At 60.0% G+C, this 22099-nt stretch carries 26 protein-coding genes; 24 read left to right on the forward strand and 2 right to left on the reverse strand.

Translation table 11 applies throughout. The annotated features are described in order from the left end of the window. Window positions 1-49 precede the first annotated feature (49 nt). From EDD75_RS00105 to EDD75_RS00160, 13 genes are all read left to right on the forward strand, one after another. Window positions 50-1414, forward strand: a complete 1365-nt coding sequence (locus tag EDD75_RS00105) for a YeiH family protein (RefSeq protein WP_123926264.1) — start codon at window positions 50-52, stop codon at window positions 1412-1414. 109 nt (window positions 1415-1523) lie between these two features. Continuing rightward, window positions 1524-2681 carry a YeiH family protein gene (locus tag EDD75_RS00110; RefSeq protein ID WP_211328020.1) on the forward strand — a complete coding sequence of 386 codons (1158 nt, stop codon included), beginning with the start codon at window positions 1524-1526 and terminating at the stop codon, window positions 2679-2681. Window positions 2682-2696: 15 nt separating this feature from the next. Beyond that, window positions 2697-2837 (forward strand): hypothetical protein, encoded by a 141-nt coding sequence (locus tag EDD75_RS11070; protein WP_170157633.1) that lies wholly within the window; start codon window positions 2697-2699, stop codon window positions 2835-2837. A 136-nt stretch (window positions 2838-2973) separates the two neighbouring features. Beyond that, window positions 2974-4188 (forward strand): type II secretion system F family protein, encoded by a 1215-nt coding sequence (locus tag EDD75_RS00115; RefSeq protein WP_123926267.1) that lies wholly within the window; start codon window positions 2974-2976, stop codon window positions 4186-4188. A gap of 108 nt (window positions 4189-4296) precedes the next feature. Beyond that, window positions 4297-4752, forward strand: coding sequence for a prepilin-type N-terminal cleavage/methylation domain-containing protein (locus EDD75_RS00120; RefSeq protein WP_123926270.1), 456 nt, complete (start codon window positions 4297-4299; stop codon window positions 4750-4752). Window positions 4753-4852: 100 nt separating this feature from the next. After that, window positions 4853-5662, forward strand: a complete 810-nt coding sequence (locus EDD75_RS00125) for a prepilin peptidase (RefSeq protein ID WP_245963007.1) — start codon at window positions 4853-4855, stop codon at window positions 5660-5662. A 74-nt stretch (window positions 5663-5736) separates the two neighbouring features. Next, window positions 5737-6225 (forward strand): prepilin-type N-terminal cleavage/methylation domain-containing protein, encoded by a 489-nt coding sequence (locus EDD75_RS00130; RefSeq protein WP_123926272.1) that lies wholly within the window; start codon window positions 5737-5739, stop codon window positions 6223-6225. A gap of 16 nt (window positions 6226-6241) precedes the next feature. Continuing rightward, window positions 6242-6634, forward strand: coding sequence for a type IV pilus modification PilV family protein (locus EDD75_RS00135; protein ID WP_170157634.1), 393 nt, complete (start codon window positions 6242-6244; stop codon window positions 6632-6634). Further along, window positions 6631-7110, forward strand: coding sequence for a PilW family protein (locus EDD75_RS00140; protein WP_123926279.1), 480 nt, complete (start codon window positions 6631-6633; stop codon window positions 7108-7110). Before EDD75_RS00135 ends, EDD75_RS00140 begins: the two co-directional genes overlap by 4 nt. A 54-nt stretch (window positions 7111-7164) precedes the next feature. After that, on the forward strand, window positions 7165-8496 hold the full coding sequence (locus EDD75_RS00145) for a pilus assembly PilX N-terminal domain-containing protein (protein WP_123926282.1): 1332 nt from the start codon (window positions 7165-7167) through the stop codon (window positions 8494-8496). Between the two features lie 66 nt (window positions 8497-8562). Next, on the forward strand, window positions 8563-9711 hold the full coding sequence (gene pilM, locus EDD75_RS00150; RefSeq protein WP_170157635.1) for a type IV pilus assembly protein PilM: 1149 nt from the start codon (window positions 8563-8565) through the stop codon (window positions 9709-9711). Then, window positions 9711-10343, forward strand: coding sequence for a PilN domain-containing protein (locus EDD75_RS00155; RefSeq protein ID WP_123926288.1), 633 nt, complete (start codon window positions 9711-9713; stop codon window positions 10341-10343). Before pilM ends, EDD75_RS00155 begins: the two co-directional genes overlap by 1 nt. A 2-nt stretch (window positions 10344-10345) precedes the next feature. Next, complete coding sequence (locus EDD75_RS00160; protein WP_170157636.1) at window positions 10346-11020, forward strand: type IV pilus inner membrane component PilO; 675 nt, start codon at window positions 10346-10348, stop codon at window positions 11018-11020. A gap of 134 nt (window positions 11021-11154) precedes the next feature. Here EDD75_RS00160 and EDD75_RS00165 read toward each other — a convergent pair whose 3' ends face one another. Both EDD75_RS00165 and EDD75_RS00170 read right to left on the reverse strand, forming a co-directional pair. Beyond that, window positions 11155-11778 carry a type IV toxin-antitoxin system AbiEi family antitoxin domain-containing protein gene (locus tag EDD75_RS00165; RefSeq protein ID WP_123926294.1) on the reverse strand — a complete coding sequence of 208 codons (624 nt, stop codon included), beginning with the start codon at window positions 11776-11778 and terminating at the stop codon, window positions 11155-11157. After that, window positions 11775-12608: a nucleotidyl transferase AbiEii/AbiGii toxin family protein gene (locus EDD75_RS00170; protein WP_123926297.1), complete on the reverse strand. Its 834-nt coding sequence runs from the start codon at window positions 12606-12608 to the stop codon at window positions 11775-11777. Before EDD75_RS00170 ends, EDD75_RS00165 begins: the two co-directional genes overlap by 4 nt. Before the next feature lie 429 nt (window positions 12609-13037). Between EDD75_RS00170 and EDD75_RS11415 the strand changes: the two genes are divergently transcribed. The 11 genes from EDD75_RS11415 to spoIIIAE all read left to right on the forward strand — a co-directional run bounded on the left by EDD75_RS11415 (window position 13038) and on the right by spoIIIAE (window position 22087). Beyond that, a complete protein-coding gene (locus EDD75_RS11415) occupies window positions 13038-14414 on the forward strand; it encodes a TldD/PmbA family protein (RefSeq protein ID WP_123926300.1) in 1377 nt (458 codons plus the stop codon). Between the two features lie 145 nt (window positions 14415-14559). Next, a complete protein-coding gene (locus EDD75_RS00180) occupies window positions 14560-15903 on the forward strand; it encodes a TldD/PmbA family protein (RefSeq protein ID WP_245963008.1) in 1344 nt (447 codons plus the stop codon). A gap of 24 nt (window positions 15904-15927) precedes the next feature. Continuing rightward, window positions 15928-16365 carry a type II 3-dehydroquinate dehydratase gene (aroQ, locus tag EDD75_RS00185; protein WP_211328021.1) on the forward strand — a complete coding sequence of 146 codons (438 nt, stop codon included), beginning with the start codon at window positions 15928-15930 and terminating at the stop codon, window positions 16363-16365. A gap of 40 nt (window positions 16366-16405) precedes the next feature. Further along, window positions 16406-17461: a M24 family metallopeptidase gene (locus EDD75_RS00190; RefSeq protein WP_211328022.1), complete on the forward strand. Its 1056-nt coding sequence runs from the start codon at window positions 16406-16408 to the stop codon at window positions 17459-17461. Between the two features lie 28 nt (window positions 17462-17489). After that, complete coding sequence (efp, locus tag EDD75_RS00195) at window positions 17490-18047, forward strand: elongation factor P (protein ID WP_123926306.1); 558 nt, start codon at window positions 17490-17492, stop codon at window positions 18045-18047. A gap of 158 nt (window positions 18048-18205) precedes the next feature. Beyond that, window positions 18206-18550, forward strand: a complete 345-nt coding sequence (locus EDD75_RS00200; protein ID WP_123926310.1) for a CD1247 N-terminal domain-containing protein — start codon at window positions 18206-18208, stop codon at window positions 18548-18550. A gap of 191 nt (window positions 18551-18741) precedes the next feature. Further along, entirely contained in the window at window positions 18742-19764 is a 1023-nt protein-coding gene (gene spoIIIAA / locus EDD75_RS00205) for a stage III sporulation protein AA (RefSeq protein ID WP_123926313.1), read from the forward strand. A 14-nt stretch (window positions 19765-19778) separates the two neighbouring features. After that, entirely contained in the window at window positions 19779-20297 is a 519-nt protein-coding gene (locus EDD75_RS00210) for a stage III sporulation protein AB (protein WP_123926316.1), read from the forward strand. A 13-nt stretch (window positions 20298-20310) separates the two neighbouring features. Beyond that, window positions 20311-20511, forward strand: coding sequence for a stage III sporulation protein AC (gene spoIIIAC / locus EDD75_RS00215; protein ID WP_123926319.1), 201 nt, complete (start codon window positions 20311-20313; stop codon window positions 20509-20511). Between the two features lie 21 nt (window positions 20512-20532). Then, a complete protein-coding gene (spoIIIAD, locus tag EDD75_RS00220) occupies window positions 20533-20919 on the forward strand; it encodes a stage III sporulation protein AD (RefSeq protein ID WP_123926322.1) in 387 nt (128 codons plus the stop codon). A 1-nt stretch (window position 20920) separates the two neighbouring features. Then, the gene (spoIIIAE, locus tag EDD75_RS00225) at window positions 20921-22087 is read left to right on the forward strand and encodes a stage III sporulation protein AE (RefSeq protein WP_123926325.1); all 1167 of its coding nucleotides are present in this window, start codon (window positions 20921-20923) and stop codon (window positions 22085-22087) included. Window positions 22088-22099: the final 12 nt, after the last annotated feature.

Consider the following 22099-nt stretch of genomic DNA (forward strand, 5'->3'; position numbering starts at 1 on the left):
AAGGCGGGGTTTCTGATCTTAAATTAAGTTTAAGGAGGATTTGGGAGCGATGAGTAACCACGTTGGGGCGGTAGCTGCTTCGGGGAAAAAGCAGTCTGCATGGGCCGAATTGTGGCAAAAGGAAGATTATTGGGCCATATGGATGGGGCTCGGTATTGTACTCGTTACTCTTCTCTTCTTTTGGAGCGGTAGTTCGTTAGTTAAGCTCTTAGCGGTAGTGCCTCCCACCTGGACCGATTTTGGAAGCGTTATGCAGCATTTTACAGAGAAATGGGCCTGGTACATCGGTCTGTACCTGGTTTTCCTTGCTCTTTTCACTGTTAGCAGTAAAATTATGGGTTACGACGCGAAAGAGTATATTAAGGGGTTCACCATCCTGTTTGTACTTTCCATCGCGGTTTTGGTAGTTGGTTCCTGGAAAACCGCTAAGGACTTTAACCTCGAGCCGCCTCTGTTAGCTCTTCTGCTCGGTCTTTTGGTGAGTAACTTTTTCAAGTTGCCGAAATGGTTCGATACTACCTTCCGGACCGAATTCTACGTCAAAACGGGTATTGTGCTCTTAGGGGCGACCCTGCCCTTCACGCTGATCATCCAGGCTGGTCCGCTTGCGTTCCTCCAAGCTACTATTGTAGCGGTCACTACCTTTTTGGGCATTTACTGGGCTGCCACCCGTTTATTCGGGCTGGAGAGAGAGTTTGGGGCCACGCTTGCCGCGGGCGGTTCGATTTGTGGTGTTTCGGCGAGCATCGCTCTCGGCAGCGCGGTGAAGGCGAGAAAAGAACACGTTTCTATCGCTATAACCATGGTAACCATTTGGGCCATTGTAATGATCTTTCTTCTGCCCTTAGTATGCAAATCGTTCGGATTGCCTGCCGGAGTAGCTGGCGCTTGGATCGGCACTTCGGAGTTTGCTGATGCGGCAGGATTTGCCGCTGCTGCAGCTATCGGTGATGAGGCTGCGATTCGTTCTTTTACCCTCATGAAAGTGGTCGGCCGCGATATCTGGATCGGTTTATGGGCTTTGATTATGGCCTTCATTGCGGTAACTGTGTGGGAACGCAAGTCGGCTGCCGAGGGTGAAAGGGTCAACGCTATGGAAGTTTGGTGGCGTTTCCCCAAGTTCGTCATCGGCTTCTTTGTCGCTTCCCTAATTATCACCTTTGTTGCGATGCAGTTCTCACCGGCTGAGTTCAAGAAGGTGCTTACACCACAGGTTATCGGGCCGATTAAGGACTTGCGTACCTGGACTTTCGTCTTTACCTTCCTCTCGATTGGTTTTACCACTCGCTTCCGGGAACTGACGACCTTCGGGTGGAAGCCGTTCCTCGCTTTTACTATTGGTGTGGCGTTGAACGTACCGCTCGGGTACATTTTGTCGGCCATTATCTTCGGGCATTACTGGGCTAATATCTAAGATTAGGCGAGTATCTAAGATAAAATTTGCACCTGGTGCATTGAGATTCTTTTTAGAGAGGACCCTGCGACAGGGTCCTTTTCTTTGACAAGAGGCGGTTTTTGATATAATGTTGTCGAGAGCACCGGAAATTAGGGAGCCTGAGCCTATTAAGAATATGGTCGCTATCTTGAAGACTTTGCCCGGGATATTGCTGATGCTCTTTATTGCTTTTTTAGCTCGGGGCGGGGGCGATTTGGGGATACCATGGCCTGGGCTGGAGAGTTATCTTGCTGCTAATCCGGCGACGAAAAAGGTATTTATCGAGATTCTCCATGTAAACCATATCCTCATCTCTATCCTTATCGGTATGTTGGTAGGGAATATACTCGGCATACCCCGTTGGGCAAAAGCGGGCATCCGGAGTTCCCGTCTTTTTATTAAGGTAGGAGTTATTCTTCTGGGGTCGCTTTACAGCACTGCGGACCTGGCAAAACTCGGGGCGACCGCGGTAATCATCATTCTTGCTTTTATTGTTCTCACGCTCCTTTTTAGCCTCTGGTTAGCAAGAAAGGTAGGGATTGACCTGCCGGCTGCAGCCACTTTGGCCGCCGGGACGGCGGTGTGCGGCGTCGCAGCCATTTTGGCGACTGCTCCGGCGGTGCGGGCTAAAAGTACCGAGGTTCTCTATTCGATTGCCACCATCATATGTTTCGGTCTCGTGGGTCTTTTCGTTTTCCCGCTTGTTGGAACGCTGGTTGGCTTGAGCCCGCACCAGTTTGGCGTGTGGGCGGGCACGGGCATCATGAACTCCGGCCAAGTGTTAGCCCTCTGCCTGACTTTCGATCCCGGGACACCCTTTCATCCTTCCCTGGCCTTAAAAACGGGTGAGATTTACAACTTGACCCGGCTGATCTTCCTTCCCTTTGTGGTCCTTTTTTTAGCGGTCTATGTCAGCCGCTATTACTTGGTCGAGGACGATCTAAACGTTAACACCAGCATCTGGGACCGGTTCCCCCTTTTCGTCTTGGGCTTTCTGGTTATGGTTTTTCTTACGTCGTTTGGTTTTTTGGGGCCTACTTCTCCTCCATCCCGGGAGCTGACCATTATTCGCCACCTCTACAGCTGGCTCTTTGCCGTTGGACTTGCCGGTCAGGGGATGCAAATTTCCCTGCTTGATCTGCGCCGGGCAGGAGGGGCACCGTTTTTGGTGGGCACCGTAGTCGGGCTTTTAAAGGCTCTGGTAGCTCTAATCGTGGTTATTCTTTTCATACCGCGCCAACCTTGAAAAGGAGGGGAGACTTTGCTTTATCCGGAGGAAGACAAGTATAGCCTGAACGACGGGGAAGAAGGCTCCTCCCTGTTTATAACCGAGCGCATCGAAGACTACTTAGCCCTCTCGGTGGCAGCGGCAATCCTGGTTATTGTCTTACTCTTCTGGTGAGGTGCGGCGTTAATACTGTTTTAGAGGTTGGGAAAGCCTAAGGTTATTTTATGTAATCGGGGCAGGAAATCAGGTGGTTTCCGGCGAAAAAAATAGGTAATTGGTGCTGGAAGTTTGTTTAAGGGGAGCGGTGCTGGTGGCGAGGACCTTCAGCTACCGGGCGCGGGACTTTAAAGGCCAGTTGGTGACGGGTTTTGTCGAGGCGGACAGTGAAGTGGCCGTTGTCAAGCGGCTGCAGGGTAAGAACCTGTTTGTTACCGATGTCCGGCCGGCCGGAAAAACCAACGCTACGCTCGCCACTTTTTTAGGGGGGCGGGTTTCCCAGCGGGATCTCGCCGTCTTTTGCCGCCAGTTCAGCGTGATGCTCGACGCGGGGTTGCCGGTTTTCCAGGCGCTGAGCGTGCTTGCCGAGCAGGCGGAGAATAAAGTTCTGCGGAGCGCCCTTGAAGGGGTTGTGGAGCGCCTCGAAGGGGGGCTCAGCCTTACCGAAGCCTTCCGCCTGTACCCGCGTGTTTTTCCGGCGGTTTTTACCAGCATGGTGGAGGCGGGCGAGGTGAGCGGTACCCTCGAGGAGGTCCTCGAACGGCTGGCGGTTCATTTCGAAAAAGAGCACGAGATCCGCGAAGCGGTGCGCGGGGCGCTGACCTACCCGGTAATTGTGCTTATAGTGGCGGCGCTCGTAATCGGTATTCTCCTAACGTTTGTCGTGCCCACTTTTGTGAATATCTTCAGGGATATGAATCTTCCCATGCCGCTGCCGACGCGGTTTCTCATGGGGCTCAGCCTCTTTTGCAAACGTTTCTGGCCGCTCTTGCTTTTCGGGCTGCTGCTGACCGGTGTGGCTTTACGCTACTTCTTTGCTTACACGCCGCAAGGCAAGGAGGTTTGGGACCGCTTTGTTTTGCGGGTGCCCGTATTGGGGATGCTTGTCCGGAAGGTGATCGTTGCTCGCTTTGCCCGGACCCTCGGTACGATGGTCCAGAGCGGTGTGCCGATTTTGGCCGCGCTGGAAGTGGTCAAGCGGACCATCGGCAACGTGGTGATCACCCGGGCACTCGAGCAGACCATAGAGAACGTTAGCGAAGGGGGTGCGATAGCGGGTCTCTTGGAGAAAACCGGGGTCTTTCCGCCGATGGTAACCAGAATGGTGGCCGTAGGGGAGGAGACCGGGGCGCTTGAAGAGCTATTAGAGAAGGTGGCCGTCTTTTACGACCAGGACGTGGAGGCAACGGCCAAGCGGCTCTCGGTGGCCATCGAGCCGCTCCTAATTGTGGTGCTGGGCTTTATTGTCGGTTCGATTATCCTTTCGGTTCTCGTGCCGATCTTTTCGATTTACGGCAGCGTCCGGTAAAGAGGAGCCAGATTGCTGCCGAAAAAGGGGATTAGGGGAACAAAACTGGTTTCCCGGACGGTATTAGTTTATTTAGGAAAGGCAAAATTTTGCGAAGGAGGTTAGGCAATGCTCTTACGTTTGGCGGAGCGAATGAGACGGTTGAGGGCGGACGAGCGCGGTTTTACGCTGATTGAATTGTTAGTTGTCGTGGTGATCATCGGGGTACTGGTGGGGATTGCCCTGCCCAGGTTCCTCGGGCAGGCGGACAAGGCGAAGGAAAAGGCGGCATTGAGTGATTTGCGGGCGATGAAGTCGGTGCTGGAGGTCTATATCGCCGATGAGGGCAACGGTGTAGCTCCGGCGAATACTTATGCACAGGCTGTTTTAGAAAATGGAGGCATAAAGAATAAAAAGGACCCGTGGGCTGGTTCGTACTATTACCTCAAAGGTACCAGTGACGACCAATATGAGATCTATTGTCAGCACGGAACAACATACTACTATGTGAGCGATGCGTCGGAGCCGACTTCCGGTACTGCGCCGCCATATGGAACTACTGGTGCTCAGAAGCTCTGGCCGTAAGGAGAAACAATATATACCTAATAGATAACGGCTGCAAGATTATTCTTGGCGGCTATAGCAATGATAGAGCCGACATAATTCCAAGCGTTTGAGGGAATTTGTGCGTGTTTGGGCAGGGTGTAGTTCATTTTTCTGGATACTGGTTATACCGGGCCTTTGCGGTCTTCTCGCCGGTAGCTTCCTGAACGTGGTGATCCACCGGCTGCCGCGCCGGGAGAGTGTGGTGTGGCCGCCATCCCACTGTCCGGCGTGCGGGGAACGGCTCCGGTGGTGCGACTTGATTCCGGTGGTGAGCTACCTTATCTTGCGGGGGCGTTGCCGCCACTGCGGGGGGCGGATAAGTCCCCGCTACCCCGCAGTGGAGCTTCTAACTGCGGGGCTCTTTTTAGTAGTTTACATAACGCTGCAGGCCCAATCAGGTGGTGATACCGGGTCAGGGGCGCGGTTCGGCTGGGTGGTGGCCAAAAACTTTTTCTTTACGGCGGCGCTGCTCGCGGCGGCCTTCATCGATGCTGAGCACCGGATTATTCCGAACCGGCTGGTTCTCTGGATGGTTGCCGGGGCGGTGGTTTTGGTGCCGCTGGCCGGTGATGTGGCGGCGGCTGCAGCGGTTGCGGGCGCGGTTGCGGTTGGTGGCTTTCTCCTGCTCCTATCGGCTGTGACCGGCGGCGGCATGGGGGGCGGGGATATCAAGTTTGCGGCGGCGGCGGGGTTATATCTGGGCTTGCCGGGCGTGATGCTCGGGCTTTTCTTAGGATCGCTTTTGGGCACTTTTTACGGGTTGGCGCTAATCCTGGTTAAGAAAAAAAGCCGGAAGGAGCCGCTTCCTTTCGGGCCGTTCCTCGCTCTCGGCTTCTGGCTGAGTAGTCTTTGGGGCGGGGAGCTCCTGGCGGTACTCGGGTATAGATAGAGGATAAATTGACTGGGGACAGGCCCTCGTAGAAGTTAGCTTGGTTCTGTGTTTGTCCGTGGGTGGGATGCTCTTTGCGGGGGAGGGTTTATCTCCCGGGCGACCGGCCGCGAGAGCGCGGTTTTACCCTGGTAGAAGTGCTAGTGGTGGTGGCTCTCGTTGGCCTGCTTCTCGGCGTGGCCGTGGTGAGCTTTAACCGTGCGGCGGCCCACTGGGAGATAGAGGCGGCGGCGCGGCTTTTGGCCAGCGATATCCGCGCGGCGCAGCAAAAGGCGTTGGCGGAGGGGACAGCTACCGCGGTGCGGTTCTACCGGGACGCCGGGTACTATGAGCAGCACAGCGGCGGGGCGGTACGCGGTGCGGTTTACCTGCCGGTGCGCGTCCGCTTCGCTAAGCTTACTTTTCCAGCGGTGGCCGCCGGTGTTTACGAACTACATTTTGCGGCGTCCGGAAACCCGGGTGGGACGGGGACAGCTTACTTAACCAATTATGCGGGTGAGTACCGGGCGGTGAGGGTCTTAGTGGGGACGGGCCGGGTGCGCGTCACGGCGGAAGCGCCGTAGGATGGGGTGGCCGGAAATGAAGCCTTGGTGGCGTGGCGAATGCGGCATGACGCTGGTGGAGGTTCTCGTAGCGGCCGTAATCTTAGGGATTATGGCGACGGGGATTTTCACGGCTTACGACGTAAGCAAGCGGTTGGCGGAAACCGCGCGGCAGGAGACCAAGGCGGCCGGGCTGGCGCAGGAGAAGTTGGAAGAGTTGCGTGCGGTAGACTACAGCGCCCTTAGCACTGTTCCAAATCCAGCCGATCCGCCAGCGGATTTTGTCCCTACGGTGGCTGGGTTTACCTACCGCGTAGTGGTAGTCCCTAACGTTACGACCACGACGAAGACAGTTACCATTAGCGTCTACTATCGAGTACGGGCGGCCGAGCGGGAGCTCAGCCTCACCATGGAGCGGGTTGCCCCATGATCGCGAACCGGGACGAACGCGGGCTGACGCTGGTAGAGGTCCTTATTGCGTCGGTGCTGATGACCTTAGTCGTCTTCGCGTCCTTTTTGCTTTACGAACGCGGGGTGAAGGACTGGCTCTGGACGGAGCAGGAGACGGAGGTAGTGGACAACCTGCGGATCGCGGTGGCGAAGGTGGCCTACGATGTGCGGGGGGCTACAACAATTACGGTGCCGGCGGTGTACGAAAGTGATGTTGCCTCCCTTGCTCTGGTGAACAGCAACGGGCAGCAAGTGGTTTACCGTTACGATGCGGCGGCGCAAGAATTGGAGCGGAGCGTGGCGGGCGGCACTTACCAGCCGGTTACGAGCGGGGTGGTAACGGCGGTCTATTTTTCCCGCCCGGCCCCGGCGCTGGTGCAGGTGCTACTCAAGGGCAAGGGGGTGCAGACAAGCGAGGTTTCCGTCCGGACGGCGGTTTACGCGCGGAGTTTATAGCGGCTAAAGTTTGCGCTTTAGGCTTTCTAAGGTTGGGAAGGGAGGGGATTCAGGATGCGGCCAGAAAAGGGGCAGGCGACCTTACTGGCGGTGATGGTGATTGCCATCATCGTCATCTTGGGGACGGCGGGGCTGACCCTGGCCACCTACAGCAAGCGGGCGGCTAGTAGCAGCGCCGACGGCACGCGCGCCTACTACGCGGCGGAAGCCGGCGTGGAGCGGGCGATAGCGCAGCTTAAAGTGGACCCGCTGTGGCGGGATGGCTTTACCAATGTTCCTTTCGGCGGCGGCACCATCGAAAGCGTGGTGCTGACCGAGCTTTCCCGGACGGCGGCCGGGGTGCAGGTGAAAATCGAGAGCACCGGGAAGTACGGCAAAGCCCGCAAGAAGGTCGAGGCGCAGGTGACGGTGAGCTATGATCCCTTTATTAGCTACCCGGGCGGTAGCCAAGGCGGCGGGGTGAACATCGCGGGTAAGGGGAGTAATGACGACCTGACTATTACAAGCAGCACCACGGTGATCGGGGATAGCAACCACCCGACCAACCTAGTCTTCGGGGGGCGGGGGCCGGCTTCACCCAGTGAACTGAAAATAGAGGCCACGAGTAAGGACAGGCCGGTGGTTTACGGGAACGTCTACACGCGGGGGAACGTGAATGTTACCGTGCCAGGTGGGCAATCTGGCTCTAAGGGCGGATCGACGGCTGTAGTTGGCGACGTCTGGGCTAACGGCACTATTACACTCTCGTCCAGTTCGGCGATTCAGGGCGTGTACCATGAGAACGCCGGGCTTAACATTCCCCACTTCCCGGCGAGTATTGACCCGACGGACGCGGTAAAGAGGCAGCAGTTTATCGATTACTACACCAAGGTGGCGCAAAGCTACGGGAGCGGGCACTATTTCAGCGGTGACCATTCATTCACCAGCGCCGAGCTTCAGAATATGAACGGAGTCTATTTCGTGAACGGCAAGGCCACCATCGCTCAAAGGTGCCGTGATTATGCGGGCCGGGCGACGATCGTGGCCGCAACTTACATCGAGCTTGATAATAATGCGGAGCTGCAAACCAGCGATCCCGCGGCGGTGCGGGGGCTGCTCTCCCTCCAGGATACCTTTATGCGCGGCAACAACGTTGTTGACGGCGTGATCCTGTGCGGGGATACCCTCTGCTTCAACGGTTCCGCGACGACGCGCGGGGCGATCGCTACCTGGGGCATCGGGGTCGACAGTAGCGAGCAGGGCGGTCACCGCTGGCAGGGAACCGGTGGTTGCTGTCATAGGCGGAGTTGGGATGTTAAGCTGCTTTATGATGCAGCTATCTTCCTCCTTTACCCGCCGGGGCTGCCGTACACGGTGAAGGTGGATTACTGGAAACAGGTGAGTTAGGCGGTTACTTTAAAACTCGCGCCTTAGGCTTGAAACTTTGAACGTCAGATGAGGGGAGTCGTGGCTTTGGCGTTGGTAGGGAAAGTGGCAGATAAAACCCGGTGGCGCACCGGGGCGTTGGCGGGGAGGCTGAGACGCTGGTACCGGCGGCTGGCGCTGCCGCGGGTAGGCTTAGCGGGAGTGGATATCGGGACGCGGGAAATCAGGGTGGCGCAGGTGAAATTAGCCGGTGCGGTGCCCGAAGTGGTCGCCATCGGGCGTTTCCCTACGCCACCCGGCGTTTTCACCAATGGCATCCGCTCGGAGCAATTAGCGTTGGCGCTCAAGCAGGCGGTTGGGAGCGCTGGGACGCAGATTGAGGATGTGGTGACGGCCATCGCCGGCGACAAGGTGATTATGCGCCACATCCGCCTGCCGGTGATGCCGGAGAAAGAGGTGGAAGCGGCGATCCGCTGGGAGGCCGAGCGACACATTCCCGTGCCTGTGGAAGAACTGGTTTTGCGCCACGTCGTCCTGGGGGAGGTCGCAGGGGAAGAGGCGCGCCAGCTCCACGTCCTGCTTGTCGGGGCGCCGCTAAAGACGGTGCACGATTACTACAATCTTTTTCAGCAGGCTGGGCTGCGGCTGGTCGCGGTTGACCTGCAGGCCTTCGCTCTCTGGCGGGTTTTCGCCGGCAGTTACAAGACGCCGCCTTCCGGGACGGTGGCGATAATGAATATCGGGGCTACGGCCACGCAGTTTGTGGTAATGCGGGAGGGGCAGATCGAGCTGGTCCGAAACATTATGGTGGGTGGGGACGCCGTGACCGAAACCCTGGCCAACACTTACGGCGTAGACTTTACGGTGGCGCAGCGGATGAAGGAAGAGGAAGGGGAAATCCTGGTGGCTCTCGAGGAAGTGGCCGCGACGACTGAGCCCGCAAAGGTACAGATCGACTTTGCCATTCGGGCGGGGATGGGGGATCTGGTGCGGGAAATCAGGCGGAGCCTGAGTTATTACCAGTCCCAAAACCGCGAAGCACCGGTCGACCGGATCATCCTCTGCGGGGGAGGCGCCAAGCTCAAAGGGATAGCGGCTTTTCTCACCGAAGAGCTTGGGGTACCGGCAGATATGGGGCTTCCCGGCGTGCGGGTTCAGACCGGAAAGCCGGGCGAGGGCTATGACCCGAGCTTGGCGGTGGCGATCGGGCTGGCGCTGCGGGAGGTGGTGGGTTGATGTATAAGGTCAACCTTCTGCCGCCGGAATTGGTCGCTACCGAGCCGGGCGTGTCCAGGCGGTCACCTCTCTATAATCTGCTTGTCTTCTGTGTCGGGGGGCTCTGCCTCCTCTACGTTGCTTTTCTCCTCTATCTTTTTTTCAGCCAGCTCCAGGTCCAGCAAAAACAGAAGGCCTTAGCGGCGCTTGAGCCCCAAATCCAGCAGGTGGAAAGGCTTCAGCAGCAAAGCCAGGCGCTGAGGGACCGCGCCATGGTTTGGGAAGGCATCCTGAAGGAGCGGCGGGAGTACTACCCGCTTCTGGTTGACCTTCAGCGGGTGTTGCCGGTTGATATGTGGCTTACGCGCATTGAGCTTGGGGCTCAACCCCAGGCTCCTGGTGGGTTGCCGGCCGCTCCGGCGCAGCCCCAGGCCTCTGGCGGTGCGCCACCCCCTCTTCAGCCGGCTATACCACCGGCGCCGAACAGGCTAGTAATCGAGGGCGGGACCCGCTCCCTATCTTCGGTCGGCGTTTACATCAACAATCTTTGCCGGTTGCCCTACTTACAAAAGGTGACTTTGCGGGAAGTGACCACGGTGGGGCAGGATCACGTCACCACCTTCACTATCGAAGCGGTCTTGGGAGGAAAATAAGGTTGACCTGGGATAGACTCAGCCAGCGGGAAAAGTTGCTTCTGGCGCTCTTAGGAGCGATTATCGTCTTGTATTTCTTCGGCACGTTTTTGCTCGGCCCTCAGCTAACAGCCTTTCGGGAGGTGCGGGCCGAGCTCCGGATAGCGACGGCCCGCCTGGAAAAAGGGCGGAACATCGCCGCTTCTTTTAGCCGGGAGAAGGAGGCGTTGCAGGCTGCGGCGGAGCGCCTCGCGCCCTTATCACCGCGCTTCGATATCGATTTGGGAGACGGTGCGGTTCTGGCAGATATCGGGCTGGAGGCGGCGCGCCAGGGCGTGGCGGTGACCTTAGTCCGCCCCGGCGCGGTGGTGCAGAAGGAGCATTACCTCGCGTTACCGCTTGAGTTTGCGGTGCAGGGGGATTACCGGCGGGTGCTTAACTTCATCCGAAAGGTGGAAAACCTGGCGAGCCTTTCGGAGTTGAGACAGATAGAGATAAAGGCGTTGGTTCTATCGGAAAACCCGGGGGCGTCGCCCGCGGCAGCGGACGGGCGTGTGCGGGCGGCGTTCACGCTGGTTCTTTACGCTGCGCCGACACCCGAGAATAAGCTCCGCCTCGAAGCGTTATCTAAGTGGGTGCTGGGGCGGGACAACCCGTACCAGGCGGCCGGGACGCGGGCACCTTATCCCGGGATTTAGGGCTGCACAGTCGATACGTAACGTCGTAGCGAATAGCTTGAAACGCTAACTCGGCAGGTGGCGGTAATCGACCCCGCTGATGGGGGATTTACCGCCACCTGCGCTATTTCCCCCGTATACTTCTTCGGTGCAGATCATTCTGCCGGTTCGGCGATTCTTGGTTTCAAGAGGGCGGCAAGTTGCCTGCTGTACGGTTCGCCGAAACGCTGGACGAACGACCATAGCCGCGCGGCGTCAAGCTCCTCTAAATAGATATCGTCCAGCAGGGAGGCGATTCCGCGGGCATCCATCTCCCGCCTTTTCAGGTGGCGGATGTAGATCAGGTCCAGAAGCGCCTTTTCGGGCCAGGCGACGTTGGCGCGACCCTCGGAGCGGTAACCCCAGAAAAGGCGCCGCGCGATCTGGTGGTATTCGAGAGTGGTACCCTCCAGGTCGAAGGTGTAAGGCGGTCTGGTGGTCACCAGGGTTACGGTGAACGCGGTCTGGCTCAGGATGCCTTCCTGAGAGAGCGTGTACTCCAAGGAAAGGTAGCTCGGGTACCGTAGGACCATCGCCACCTCCTCGACCGAAGGCGGGGCGAAGGGGTTAGCGTACCACTCCCGCGCCAGCCGCCGGAGGATGCCGCGGGCCACCAGCCGCGCGAGCTCCACCTGCAGGTGTCCCTTGGGAAGGCCGGTCATCTGTTCCAGGTCGGAGAGGGCGAAGACCTTCTTCGCCTGGTGCTGACGGAAAAAAGCAAGCCACTCGCTCGTTTTCATCGTTCCGAGTCCCGGCTATCGCCTGCGCTCACCGCCGCCAGGAGGGCGGCAATCTTTGCTGCCATCTCCGGGTAACTGCTTTGGTAGAGGGCAGCGGCGGGCCGGGGGAGAAACCTCTTCATCTCCTGCGCCAGTATCACGGGGCCTTCCGTCCGGACGTGGGTAACAGCTTTAGCGAGCCCTTTTTCGAAATCAGCAGGAGTGCTCCCGTAGTCGGCTGCCTTCTGGTAGACCAGGAGGGTATTAACGGTCAGCCCCCTGTCTGCGGCCAAGTAGTGGATGTCCCAGAGGTCTCTTCCTTTGATGTATGGCCGGAGGACGACTGCCACCACCTTGTCTGCGAGGATTTCGTGCGGGCTCTCGACCCTGACGGCGGGGTTGAACGGCGGGTAATGAAGGAGCGCCAAGGAATTGTCCCGCGACGGAATATTGGCAAATTCGATATTGACCCGCAGCACCCTTCCCAGGTCGCGGGGGCGTAACCGGAGGGTGAAGCGCTTGAAGGTACCAGTCTCCTTTTGCGCTTTCACCGCTGTTTCCTCCAGGAACGGAAAGACCTCGCTCACGAAGCGGGCCAGATTCCGGATGCGGGTGCCAATTTTGCGAAAGAGGTCCGTGTCTTTGGTAGTAAAAACAAAGTCTATGTCTTCGGAATACCGGAGGTTGCCGTAAAAAAGCCGCAAAGCGGTGCCGCCTTGAAAGACTGCCGCGTTAAAAAAACGCTGCAGGCTGAAATGGGCCAAAACGGCCTTTTGCACCTCTTCGCGTAAAACCGTTTCCGCACTGACCTGCTCCCGGATGCTGCGGCGGCTTACCTCTTCCCAAAGCATCGCTAACCCCCTGCCTTCTTACTTTATAAACTAAACGTTTTTGTTAATTTTGTCAAGTGTAATTCCCGGGTGCAGGGAAGGTAAAAGTACCGTTAAAGCAGGGTGGCCTCCACTATCTGCCGCAAGCCGTTTTGAAACGCTTGGGTTTATTTGCGGCGGCGATTAGCTGTTATGCGTGAGAGAAGAACTGAAAATGGGAGGCAGGAAAACGGGGAAAGATAGAGTAAAAAGATAGTAGCCTTTCCGACGCAACGGTGGGTAGCGGCGAGGGCTGGCGAACTTGGGTTGTACGGCGGTTAGGCTTTTTACCTATTGTGACGTCGTTAACGGTAATGGAAGGGGTAAATAAAATGGGGAAAGGCCCGGAACTGCGGTTTTTGCGAATTGTAAAAGGGCGATTAGCGGGCGGATGTTTGGGAGGTAAAGCAGTTGTTTGATAAGGATGTGTTAGAAGAGGTTCTCGGGGTGGCCCTGGCGCGGGGCGGGAGCTTCGCCGATCTTTTTATCGAGGAGCGGCAGAGCACGCTCATTGCTCTTGAAGATAGCCGGGTTGAGCGGGTGCAGATAGGGCGCGATTGCGGTGCGGGCGTCCGGGTGCTTTCCGGAGAGAGCACGGCCTACGCCTACACGAACGACTTAAGCCGCGAAGGGCTGCTCCAGGCGGCGGAGACGGCGGCGCGGGCGCTGAACCTCGGGCGGGAGGCGGTGGTGCGGGCGCTGCGGCCGGAAACCGCGCCGCAACCGGTTAAAGAGGAAGTAGCGCTGGAGGAGAAAGTGGCGGCGGTAACCGCGGCGGATAAGGCGGCGCGGGCGGTCGGCGGGGCGGTGCGGCAGGTGCTGGTCGGTTACGGCGACGTGGCGCAGCGAGTCACGGTGGCGAACAGCGAGGGCGTCTTTGTTGAGGAGGAGCGGCACCGCCTCCGCTTCACGGTCAACGTGGTGGCGGCCGAGGGGGGCGTGATCCAGACGGGTTTCGAGGCGGTGGGTAGCACGGCGCCCTTCGCGGCTACTTTCAGGGAGCGGTCGCCGGAGGAAGTGGCTCAGGTGGCGGCCCAGAGGGCGGTAGCGCTGGTTCACGCGCCGCCGGCACCGGCGGGCAGGATGACCGTGGTCTTGGCCGGGGAGGCGGGGGGCACGATGGTGCACGAGGCCTGCGGCCACGGGCTTGAAGCGGACCTGGTGCAGAAGGGGCTCTCGGTTTACGGCGGCAAGAAAGGGGATCTGGTGGCCGGGGAGACGGTGACCGTGATTGATGATGCTACCCTCCCCGGGAAGTATGGTTCCTACCGGTTTGACGACGAGGGGGTTAAGGCGCGACCGGTAGTATTGATCGAAAACGGTTACTTAAAGGATTACCTTTACGACCGGCGGACCAGCGGTCGGGACGGGCGGGAGTCGAACGGCCACGGGCGGCGCGAATCCTACCAGCACAAGCCCATTCCGCGGATGGCTAATACCTACATTAAGCCCGGGAAGACGCCGCCCGAGGAAATTATCCGGGAAGCAAAGAAAGGCTTTTTGGTTAAAAAAATGGGTGGCGGCCAGGTGAATACCACCAACGGGGACTTTGTCTTCGAGGTGGCTGAGGGTTACCTTATTGAGGATGGTGATGTAGGGCCATTGGTCCGGGGCGCCACGCTCACCGGGAACGGCCCCGAGGTGCTGAAAAAGGTAGCTCTTGTGGGACGGGACCTGGGCTTCACCGTAGGCACCTGCGGCAAGGACGGCCAGGGGGTGCCGGTGAGTGACGCGCAGCCCACCCTCCTGGTGCCGGAACTGATTGTGGGCGGCACGGGACGGCGGTAGCGGGGATTCGGAAGACAGCAGGGTGGCGGGTGGGCCGGAACAAGCGCAACGCGTCCGGTGCAAAAGTGGTGCGGCGGCGGTCGGAGACGCCCTCCCGCCAGGTCTGAATGTAGTAAGGTAGAACGCAAAGTTGGAGGCGGTTGCGTTGCCGGAAGAGCTTCTGAAGGTTGCGGAGGCGGCGGTGGCGGCGGCGATGCGGCGGGGTGCCAGCGCTGCGGAGGCTTACGTGAGCGCGGGGCGGGAGCTCACCGTTGAGGTGCGCCACGGGCAGATCGAGACGCTGAAGCAGGCGGAGGAGAAAGGGATCGGGGTCCGGGTGCTCCGGGGGGAGCAGGTTGGTTTTGCTTTCGGAACCGAGCTCTCCCGGGAGGCGGTAGCGAACGTGGTAGAGCGGGCGCTAACGGCTGCGCTTTACACCGGCGCGGACGCGCACCAGCGCCTGCCGGAACCAGGCGGGCCTTACCCGGAACAGGATCTCTACGATGCGGCCATCGACGGGGCGACGCTCGAGGAAAAGATTGGGCTTGCCCGGCGGATGGAAGGCGCGGCGCTGGCCTTCGACGGGCGGGTAAAGGTGATTGAGAGCTCGACCTATCAGGAGGGAGGCGGCACGGTCGCCATCGTTAATTCCCGTGGCATCGCGGCTGCTTACCGGGACGCAGCCTGCGGGCTCTATATCAGCTTGGCGGCAGAGCAAGACGGGCAGAGTGAGACCGGCTACGCTCTCTGGTTCGGGAGGCGCTTTGGGGAGCTCAATCCTGAAGGGCTGGGGCGGGAGGCCGCAGCGCGCGCGGTGCGGCTTTTAGGGGCTAAGGCCGCCACAACCTGCAGCGTGCCGGTAGTTTTCGACCCTTACGTGGCCGCGGATATCATCGGTCTTTTAGGCCCGGCGCTGACGGCGGAGGCGGTGCAGCGCGGGCGCTCCCTTTTTGCGGGCAAAGTGGGGCAGCAGGTGGCGGCGACCGGGGTAAGCCTGGTTGACGACGGGACCTATCCCGGCGGGCTGCGGACGGCGCCTTGCGACGGCGAGGGGGTTCCGACAAGGCGCACGGTGCTGGTGCAGGGAGGAGTGCTGCAGGGCTATCTTTACGACAGCTATACGGCGGCAAAAGAAGGGCGCGCCTCGACGGGGAACGCGGTCCGGGGCTCCTTCCGGTCTATGCCGGCGGTGGGCACGACGAATTTTTACTTGGAGCCGGGCACTTCCTCCCCCGAAGAATTAATTGCCGGCGTCCAGGATGGCCTTTACGTGATGGAAGTGATGGGGATGCACACCGCGAACCCGATATCGGGCGATTTTTCAGTCGGAGCGGCGGGAATGTGGATTAAGGACGGCGCGTTCGCCTATCCGGTGCGTGGGGTGGTCATCGCGGGTAACATGCTGGAGCTGCTAAGGCAGGTAGATGGGGTGGGAGCTGACCTCCGCTTTTTCGGCGGCCGGGGCGCTCCGACCTTCCGCGTGGCGGCGCTGCGCATAAGTGGGAAGTAGTGGGGCGGGATGGAGGCTGAAGAAGTGACGAAGGTGCTGGTTCTGCACGGGCCGAATTTGAACCTGCTCGGGCGGCGGGAGCCGGAGGTTTACGGGAAGATGACGCTCGCGGAGATTGACGCGCGGCTGCGGGCGCTCGGGGCGGAGCTTCAGGTGGCGGTGGAAACTTTCCAGTCGAACCATGAAGGAGAGTTGATTGATAAACTGCAACAGACGGACGCGAGTGCGGTGGTAATCAATCCGGGGGCGCTGACGCACTACAGCATCGCCCTGCGGGACGCGATTGCGGCCGTTGGGTTGCCGACGGTTGAGGTGCACCTTTCGAACATTTACCGGCGGGAGGAGTTCCGCCACCACTCGGTGATTGCCCCGGTTGCCGCCGGGCAGATCAGCGGCTTTGGGGCCGAAAGCTACCTGTTAGGTCTGCGGGCGGCGGTTGCCCTGGTCAAAAAGGAGGCTTAATTCTCTGACGGCGAGCTTTGTTGCGGGGCGTTTGGCGCGGTTGCGCGAAAGATTTGCGGCGGCCGGCGTGCAAGGAATTCTGGTCACCGGCCGCGAAAATGTTTTTTATCTGAGCGGGTTTAGCGGCTCTGCCGGGGTTCTGCTGCTCGACGCGACGCAAGAGGTGCTCCTCACCGACGGCCGCTACGTGGAGCAGGCCCGGCGCGAGTGCCCCGGTTTTGCGGTAGTGGAAGCAAAGCGGCCGTGGCCGGACGGGGTGGCGGCGCTGGTCCGGGAAAGCGGCCTGCGATGCCTGGGGATAGAGGCGGCAAACGTCACTTACGACCGGTGGGCCAAGCTGGCTGGGGCGCTTGCGGGTGTGGAATTGGTGCCGCTTTCGGGCCTAGTGGAGGAACTCCGGATGGTGAAAGAGCCGGCGGAGATAGCGCTGGTTCGGGAGGCGGTCCGTCTTGTGGATGAGATCTTCGCCCGGTGCCTGGCGGCGCTGCATCCTGGGGTGCGGGAACGCGACTGGGCGCTCGAGCTTGAGTTTGCGCTGCGGCGGGCCGGCGCAGAACGGGCGGCCTTTGAGTTTATCGTCGCTTCGGGGTGGCGGGCGGCGCTGCCGCACGGGGTGGCTTCGGAGAAGGAGATCGCTCCCGGGGAATTGGTGGTCATCGATTGCGGGGCGGTCGTTGGCGGCTACCACTCCGATTTCACCCGGACCGTGGCGGTGGGTGCGGCTTCACCTTGGCAGCGAGAAGTCTACCGCGCGGTTCTGGCCGCGCAGCAGGCGGCAATCGCCGCTATCAAACCCGGCGTTACCGCCGGAGAGATTGACCGGGTGGCGCGGTCGGTGCTGACGGAGCACGGCTACGGCGAGTTCTTTACCCACAGCACCGGCCACGGCCTGGGCCTAGCGATCCACGAGGAGCCGCGCCTCGCTGAGGGCGTGGAAACGCTCCTGGCGCCGGGGATGGTGGTGACGGTCGAACCCGGTGTTTACCTGCCGGGGCAGGGCGGCGTCCGCATCGAGGATGTGGTGGTGGTAACCCCCGAGGGCGCCGAGGTGTTGACGGCAACTCCGAAGGAGGAGTTGTTAATAACAGGTAGATGACGGAAAAGATTTTGCGGGAGGGGAGAATTTGATTTCCACCAACGATTTTCGCACGGGCTTGACGATTGAGCTCGAGGGCGACATCTACCAGGTGATCGAATTCCTGCACGTGAAACCCGGGAAGGGTTCGCCCTTCGTCCGCTCGAAACTCCGCAACCTGCGCACGGGAGCGGTTATCGAGCGGACTTTCAACGCGGGAGAGAAGGTGCCGCGGGCGCACCTGGAGCGGCGGCCTTCGCAGTACCTCTATAACGACGGGAGCAGTTATTACTTTATGGATATGGAAAACTTCGAGCAGCTCGCTCTCGGAAGGGCCGAGCTTGGTGACGCGGTCAACTACTTGAAAGAAAACATGGAGGTGTTCGTGCTCGACTACCAAGGGAAGGTGCTCGGCGTTGAACTTCCCAACACGGTGGAGCTCCAGGTGGTGGAAACGACACCGGGCATCAGGGGCGACACGGCTACCGGCGGGTCGAAACCGGCAAAGCTCGAAACCGGGCTTGTGGTGCAGGTACCGCTTTTTGTCGAGGAGGGCGACGTGATCCAGGTGGATACCCGCACGGGAGAGTATCTGAAGCGGGTGTAAAGAGAACACCTGCCAGTGGGTGCCGGGCGGTGCGTTTATTACCAAAAACAGCGTCTGCGGGCGGATTTGCCAGGTTTTGCGGTGTCGCGATTAAAATCGCCCACCCCGGTCAATACTACTTGTCAGGCTGAACCATTTGGAAAACGGGGGTAGGTAAAGTGGGCGATGTGCGTGCGCGGGTGGCCTACGTTAAGGGGCTGCTGAGCGGGCTCGGCACCGACGGGGCTTCGAAGGAGGCGCGGCTCGTCCAGGAGATTATCAGGGTCCTGGGCGAGTTTGCGGAGGAGATCGAGGAATTGAAAAGCGCCCAGAAGGACGCCGAGGACTACATCCGGGCGCTCGACGAGGATCTCTACACCGTAGAGACGGCCATCTTCGGCGAGGAGGAGATGCCTGCCGATCTGGAGGAGGAACCGGCCGGGACCGAAGGGCCGGGCGAGAGGATACCGCTACGGTCCGTAGAAGCTGAGGCCCTGAGGGTTGATGCTGCGGACATCCTTTGAAAGGGCCTCTTTTGGGGCTACTGAGCGGGCTTTCGCAAAGCAGGTAGTTAGGTTCAGGTTTACCAGAGCAGATTACGTAACCAGGAGAAGGGGTTTCGCAAGAAGCCCCTTTTTAATTTGGGGCAACGGGGAAGGGCTGTCATAATCTTCTGCTGAAGGCATAAACCTTATCCCGAGGGGGGACAAACCCGGTGGCCCGAGGATTAAAAGAAGAAGTGCTGCGTTTTTTCCCACGCTCGCTGCAGGCGCTTCTCACACCCCTTCCGGTCTGGGATGAGGTGGAGGAGATCCGGCTGAAGGTGGGGCGGCCGTTACTCCTGCGCCTGGTGCGGGGGGAGACTTTTGTCACGGCGTGTGGTTCCCTTACCGAGCGGGCGGCGGAGGCGTATCAGGTAAGCGCGGCGGAAGTAAGCAGGATCATTAATTTGGCGTGCGGGGCCTCGCTTTACGCTTTCGAAGAAGAGGTGCGAAACGGTTACATCACCCTGGAGGGAGGGCACCGGCTGGGCTTGGCGGGCCGGGCTGTGGTGGAGGGAGGAAGCATCCGGACCTTGCGCCATATCAGCGGGCTTAATTTCCGGGTGGCCCGGGAGGTGCGGGGCAGCGCCGCCGCTCTTCTTCCGTTCGTGTTGAGGGACTCACCCCCGCGCGTCTGCCACACGCTCATTGTTTCGCCGCCCCGGTGCGGCAAAACGACGGTGCTGCGGGACCTTATCCGCCAGCTTGCCGACGGCGTGCCCGAGCTGGGCTTTCCCGGAGTGACCGTCGGCCTGGTGGACGAGCGTTCAGAGGTAGCCGCCTGCTACCAGGGAGTGCCCCAGTTTGACGTAGGTGTGCGCACCGATGTGCTCGATGCCTGCCCCAAAGCGGCGGGAATCAGGATGCTGGTCCGGGCCTTCGGTCCGGAAGTGGTGGCGGCAGACGAGATCGGGCGGGCGGAGGACGCGCGGGCCATTGAAGACGCGCTCAACGCAGGGGTGAAAGTGGTGGCCACGGCCCACGCCGGCAGCATCGAGGAACTCAGGCGGCGGCCCTTTTTCCGGCATCTATTCGCGCTCGGGGTCGTGGAGCGGTTCGTTTTCCTCCGGCGCGGGGTAAAGCCGGGCGAGGTTGCGGCTGTCCTGGACGGCGCAGGACGTAACCTTACGCCGGGGCTTTGCGGGCCACGGCGGGCGGCCGCCGGCGTAGCCAGTTTGCGAACGCTGGCGCCGTAGAGGGGGGCGTAAGTTTGCTCAAGCTATTGGGTGCGGGGATGGTAGTGCTTGCCGGGGGCTTGGCGGGAATGCAGGCCGGCAGAAGCTATGCCCGGCGGCCGGTGGAAATAAGGGCGCTGATGGGAGCGCTTCTGCTGCTTCAGACCGAGATCGGGTACGCTTTAGCGCCGCTTGGCGAGGCCCTGGAAAGGGTAGCGGCGCGGGCGGACCCGGCGGTGGCGCTGCTTTTTGAGCGGGCGGCCGCGTTCTTGCGGGAGAATCCGGGGGCCACGGGGGCCGAGGCCTTGGCGGCTGCGGTGGCGGCTGCATCCCCGAAGCTGTCGCTGCGGGAGGAAGACCTTGCCGCCTTGCGCGACCTGGGAGCCGCGCTTGGCAACTCCGACCGGGAAGACCAGGTGCGCCACCTTACCTTAGCGCTCGAGCGGCTGCGGGTAGCGGGCACTGCTGCCGAGGCGGATGCCCGCCGTTACGTGCGCCTCTGGAACACCCTCGGTTTCTGCGGCGGGCTCGGTTTGGCGATTCTCTTGAGTTAGCGGGGGAAAAGGAATGGATAACATCGACCTAATCTTTAAAATCGCGGGTGTGGGGATTCTTACCGCTGTTTTGCACGCGATGTTGAAGCAGGCGGGTAAAGAAGACCTGGCGCACCTGGCGACGCTGGCGGGTGTCGGGATCGTGCTCATCTGGGTGGTGCAGCTCTTAGGTTCGCTTTTCAACGAAGTGCAATCGGTCTTCAAACTCTTTTAACTACGGAGTGGCTTAACAACGATGAATATCCTCCAGGTGGTGGGTTTCGCGCTTATCGCCGCGGTCCTAACGGTGGTTCTCCGGCGGGAAAAACCGGAGCTGGCGCTCGGCGTGGCGGTTACCGCTGGGGTGATCATTTTTCTTGGTTTTGTAGGGAAGATCGGGGCGGTGGTCACGGTGGTAAGCGGTGTGGCGAACAGGGCTGGGCTGAATATGGTCTATCTCGATACCATCCTGAAAATTGTGGGGATTGCCTACCTGGCTGATTTCGGGGCGCAGATCTGCCGGGATGCGGGCGAAGGGGCGTTGGCGACAAAGGTGGAGTTTGCCGCTAAGGTGCTCATTTTAATGTTGGCTTTGCCGATTGTTGCGGGCCTTCTCGATCTTCTTCTAAAACTGGTGGTATGAGATGAAGCGGCACTGGTGGGTGGTTTTTCTCCTGACGCTCTTTTTCTGCTTCCCGGCGGCGGCAGCGGGCGCCAGCCCCGGAGGGGCGGTCCCTGAGGAAGAGCTACAACTGCTCAACCTTGAGCGTGTGGAGGCGGAAGCAGCGCGGATCACGGAAACGATTCGGGGCTGGGCGCCGGCGGTCGATTTTCGCCAACTGGTTACCGACCTCGTCCGGGGGAAGGCGGATACCAGTCCGCAGGCTTTGCTGGGCGCGCTCGGCCGGTATTTCTGGGGCGAGGTTTATGGGAGCGGGGTGCTCATCGGCAAACTTCTCCTCCTAAGCGTGATTCTCTCCGTCTTGCAGCGGCTGAGCAGCGCTTTTGAGCGGGCGGCCACGTCCCAGGTCGCCTATTATGCCTGTTTCCTTGCGCTTGCCGCCACGGTGGTTACGGCCCTGGGCCTGGCGCTTAAAACAGGGCGGGAGGCGGTAGAGGGGATGGTTTCTTTCGTTCAGGCGCTGCTCCCTGTGCTCTTGAGTTTACTTGCCGCTACGGGGGGCGTCACTACGGCTGCTATTCTGCACCCGACGCTGCTTACCGGGCTTGCGGTTATTGGGACGGCCGCGAAAAACGTCGTCCTGCCGCTTATCACTTGCGGTTTAGTCCTGAGCCTGGTGGACCGTTTAAACGAGGGCCTTGCACTTTCCCGGTTGGCCGACCTCTGCCGCCATTTTGGCCTGGCGCTTTTGGGGCTCCTTTCCACGGCTTTCCTGGGTCTCCTTGCTGTCCAGGGAGTGGGCGGAACGGTGGCTTCTGGGGTAGCGCTGCGCACGGCCAAGTTCGCGACCGGCGCCTTCATCCCCGTTGTGGGGGGGACGCTGGCGGATGCCTTTGAGGCGGTGATCGGGACTTCCCTCCTGGTGAAAAGCGCCGTGGGGATTGCCGGCACGCTCCTTATTTTCTACGCGGTGGCTTTTCCGGCGGTCAAGCTCCTGGCGCTGAGCTTCATCTTCAAGCTTGCAGGGGCACTGATCCAACCGCTTGAGGGGCGGATGTCGGGCTGCCTTGACGGCGTCGGTGCCGGGCTCTTAGGGGTTTTCGCGGTGGTGGCGACGGTAGGGTTGCTCTGCTTTTTCGCCACCGCTACGGTGGTAGGGCTGGGGTACCTGATCACAATGCTTCGTTGAGAGGGGAAGGCG

The organism is Thermodesulfitimonas autotrophica, assembly GCF_003815015.1.
Lineage (GTDB): Bacteria > Bacillota > Desulfotomaculia > Desulfotomaculales > Ammonificaceae > Thermodesulfitimonas > Thermodesulfitimonas autotrophica.

What these genes read in the sequence shown, in the direction of transcription:
- EDD75_RS00105 (WP_123926264.1), top strand. Translation starts at nt 50, where the DNA reads ATGAGTAACCACGTTGGGGCGGTAGCTGCTTCGGGGAAAAAGCAGTCT.
- EDD75_RS00110 (WP_211328020.1), top strand. Translation starts at nt 1,524, where the DNA reads ATGTTGTCGAGAGCACCGGAAATTAGGGAGCCTGAGCCTATTAAGAAT.
- EDD75_RS00120 (WP_123926270.1), top strand. Translation starts at nt 4,297, where the DNA reads ATGCTCTTACGTTTGGCGGAGCGAATGAGACGGTTGAGGGCGGACGAG.
- EDD75_RS00135 (WP_170157634.1), top strand. Translation starts at nt 6,242, where the DNA reads ATGAAGCCTTGGTGGCGTGGCGAATGCGGCATGACGCTGGTGGAGGTT.
- EDD75_RS00140 (WP_123926279.1), top strand. Translation starts at nt 6,631, where the DNA reads ATGATCGCGAACCGGGACGAACGCGGGCTGACGCTGGTAGAGGTCCTT.
- EDD75_RS00145 (WP_123926282.1), top strand. Translation starts at nt 7,165, where the DNA reads ATGCGGCCAGAAAAGGGGCAGGCGACCTTACTGGCGGTGATGGTGATT.
- EDD75_RS00155 (WP_123926288.1), top strand. Translation starts at nt 9,711, where the DNA reads ATGTATAAGGTCAACCTTCTGCCGCCGGAATTGGTCGCTACCGAGCCG.
- EDD75_RS00165 (WP_123926294.1), bottom strand. Translation starts at nt 11,778, where the DNA reads ATGAAAACGAGCGAGTGGCTTGCTTTTTTCCGTCAGCACCAGGCGAAG.
- EDD75_RS00170 (WP_123926297.1), bottom strand. Translation starts at nt 12,608, where the DNA reads ATGCTTTGGGAAGAGGTAAGCCGCCGCAGCATCCGGGAGCAGGTCAGT.
- spoIIIAC (WP_123926319.1), top strand. Translation starts at nt 20,311, where the DNA reads ATGGATAACATCGACCTAATCTTTAAAATCGCGGGTGTGGGGATTCTT.
- spoIIIAD (WP_123926322.1), top strand. Translation starts at nt 20,533, where the DNA reads ATGAATATCCTCCAGGTGGTGGGTTTCGCGCTTATCGCCGCGGTCCTA.
- spoIIIAE (WP_123926325.1), top strand. Translation starts at nt 20,921, where the DNA reads ATGAAGCGGCACTGGTGGGTGGTTTTTCTCCTGACGCTCTTTTTCTGC.